Source organism: Paraburkholderia sp. (genome assembly GCF_035501035.1).
Taxonomy (GTDB): Bacteria; Pseudomonadota; Gammaproteobacteria; order Burkholderiales; family Burkholderiaceae; genus Paraburkholderia.
This window is the reverse complement of record NZ_DATJWR010000206.1, coordinates 1-2457: the sequence shown is the minus strand read 5'-3', so window position 1 is coordinate 2457 and position 2457 is coordinate 1. Positions and strand designations below refer to the sequence as shown.

The window sequence follows — 2457 nt, the reverse complement described above, 5'->3', positions numbered from 1 at the left end:
GCGGCGCCTGGCGCCGAGGCCATCGAGCATGCAAGTGAAGCGTTGCGCGCCATGCTGCACAAGGTGGCGGCGGGCGTCGCGCAGCCCGACGCGGCGCCCGCCGTGCGCGCGCTGGGCGCGGCGATCGTCGGTGGTGCGGCGCAAGGCGCGACGCAATAGATTTTGGGATTCGCGCCGTCGCCCGTGTCGAGCAGGACGCCGGGCATTGCGCTTGCGGTTCCTGCCTGCTGATTGGCTGCAAGGGCACGGCGTGCGCGTGTTAGAGTGAGCCATTCCCTGCAATGCGCAACGGCGCTGTGGCTGGTGCGGCGTGAGGCGGTCATCAAGCGCCCGCTCGAGGCCTGGCAGCGCACCGCCATTGCGCATCGTCTTTGCTAAAATTCAAACCATGTCCAAGAGTACCGATCGCATCAATCTGACCAACCAGTTCCTGATCGCCATGCCGAACATGGCGGACCCCACGTTTTCAGGAACGGTGGTCTACCTTTGCGATCATTCCGAGCGCGGCGCGCTCGGTCTCGTTATCAATCGTCCTACGGACATCGATCTCGAGGCGCTTTTCTCGCGCATCGACCTCAAGCTCGAAATCGAACCGCTCCTGCACGTGCCTGTCTATTTCGGCGGCCCGGTGCAAACCGAGCGCGGCTTCGTGCTGCACGCGCCCGCGCAGGGCACGAGCTATACGTCGTCGATGTCGGTGCCGGGCGGCCTCGAAATGACCACCTCCAAGGACGTGCTCGAAGCCGTCGCGAACGGCAACGGTCCGGAACGCTTCCTGCTCACGCTCGGCCACGCCGGGTGGGGCGCGGGCCAGCTCGAAGACGAAATCTCGCGCAACGGCTGGCTCACGGTCGAGGCCGACCCGAAGATCGTCTTCGACGTGCCCGCCGAAGAGCGCTTCGAAGCGGCGCTCGCGCTGCTCGGCATCTCGTCATCGATGCTCTCGGGCGAGGCGGGTCACGCATGAGCGTGGCGATCGGGCGGGTGGCCGGCGAGGCCACCTTGCTTGCATTTGATTACGGCGAAAAACGCATCGGCGTGGCGCTCGGCAATGCGCTCACGCGCAGCGCCCGCGCGCTCACCGTCATCCCGAACAAAAGTCGCGACTACCGTTTCGAAGCGATCGGCGAGTTGCTGCGCGAGTGGCAGCCCGATCTGCTCGTGGTCGGCCTGCCGAGCCATCCGGACGGCGCGCCGCACGCAATGACGCAGCAGGCCACGCGCTTCGGCAACCAGCTCAACGGCCGCTTCAATCTGCCGGTGGTGTGGGTGGACGAGCGCTATTCCTCGGTGGACGCCGAAGCGCGCCTGCGCGAGCGCGGCGAATACGTTGGGCGCGGCGTGGTTATCGATGCCGAAGCCGCCTGCGTGATCCTGCAGCAATACTTCGACGAACTCCCGCCCTGATTTGTCCACCCGTTGCCCTCGCATCGACCCATGAACACTCCCGACGCCGAAACGTTGTATTGCGCTGTTCTCGACGAGATCCGCGCGGCTTATCCCGTCGATGCGTTCGGCGTGCCGGGCGGCGTGGCGATCGTCGGCATTCATAGCGGCGGCGCGTGGGTGGCCGAGCGGCTCGCGCACGATCTCGGCGCGCTCGATTACGGCGTGGTGAACGTCGCGCTGCACCGCGACGACTATGCGAAGAAGGGCTTGCACAGCAAGGCGAGCCCGACCGCGCTGCCCTTCGAGGTGGAGGGCCGCCGCATCCTGCTCGTCGACGACGTGCTCTACACGGGCCGCACCGTGCGCGCCGCGGTGAACGAGCTGTACGACTACGGGCGGCCGGCTGCCGTGGAGCTGGCCGTGCTCGCCGACCGCGGCGGCCGCGAGCTGCCGGTGGCGGCGCGCTTCGTGGGCGGCGACGTGAGGTTGGACGCCGACGCCACACTCGTGCTCGCACGCGGCGACGACGGCCGCTTCGCTTTCCACGCCGAGCCGCGCGGCGGCGCCTGACGAGACGCATAGAGCGTATCGGGTGCAGCGGGCGCATAACGCGCATCGGGCAAAGCTGGCCGGCGCACGACCGAGCAAGCCGCCCGCGAACGTCTACCCCGTTCCAACCGGCCATCACATCCAGGATTTCACGCGATGAATACACAGCCCACGCCAGACGCGTTTCGCTATGGCTTCCTGAAGGGCAACCCGCAGCTCACGAAGAACGGCGAGCTCAAGCATCTGCTGACGATCGAGGGCCTGCCGCGCGCAATCCTCACGCACATCCTCGACACGGCCACACAGTTCGTGAGCGTGACCGAGCGCGACGTGAAGAAGGTGCCGCTGTTGCGCGGCAAGTCGGTATTCAATCTGTTTTTCGAGAATTCCACGCGCACGCGCACGACCTTCGAGATCGCGGCCAAGCGTCTCTCGGCGGACGTGATCAACCTGAACATCAACGCGTCCTCGACGAGCAAGGGCGAGTCGCTGCTCGACACCATCGGCAACCTTTCGGCG

Annotated in this window: 3 protein-coding genes and 1 pseudogene; all 4 read left to right on the top strand. The window is 66.5% G+C overall.

Annotated elements, in window-relative coordinates; translation table 11 throughout:
• The first annotated feature begins 388 nt into the window (after positions 1-388).
• Positions 389-967: a YqgE/AlgH family protein gene (locus tag VMJ11_RS14705; RefSeq protein ID WP_325620124.1), complete on the top strand. Its 579-nt coding sequence runs from the start codon at positions 389-391 to the stop codon at positions 965-967.
• Positions 964-1407, top strand: a complete 444-nt coding sequence (gene ruvX / locus VMJ11_RS14700; protein WP_325620123.1) for a Holliday junction resolvase RuvX — start codon at positions 964-966, stop codon at positions 1405-1407. The genes VMJ11_RS14705 and ruvX overlap by 4 nt, the downstream gene beginning before the upstream one ends.
• A gap of 30 nt (positions 1408-1437) precedes the next feature.
• Entirely contained in the window at positions 1438-1959 is a 522-nt protein-coding gene (gene pyrR / locus VMJ11_RS14695) for a bifunctional pyr operon transcriptional regulator/uracil phosphoribosyltransferase PyrR (RefSeq protein ID WP_325620122.1), read from the top strand.
• A gap of 135 nt (positions 1960-2094) precedes the next feature.
• Positions 2095-2457: pseudogene (gene pyrB / locus VMJ11_RS14690) on the top strand (aspartate carbamoyltransferase catalytic subunit); the annotation flags it as partial.

Excerpts from the sequence above, each read along its gene's own strand:
- VMJ11_RS14705 (WP_325620124.1), top strand. The coding sequence starts at position 389 with ATGTCCAAGAGTACCGATCGCATCAATCTGACCAACCAGTTCCTGATC.
- ruvX (WP_325620123.1), top strand. The coding sequence starts at position 964 with ATGAGCGTGGCGATCGGGCGGGTGGCCGGCGAGGCCACCTTGCTTGCA.
- pyrR (WP_325620122.1), top strand. The coding sequence starts at position 1,438 with ATGAACACTCCCGACGCCGAAACGTTGTATTGCGCTGTTCTCGACGAG.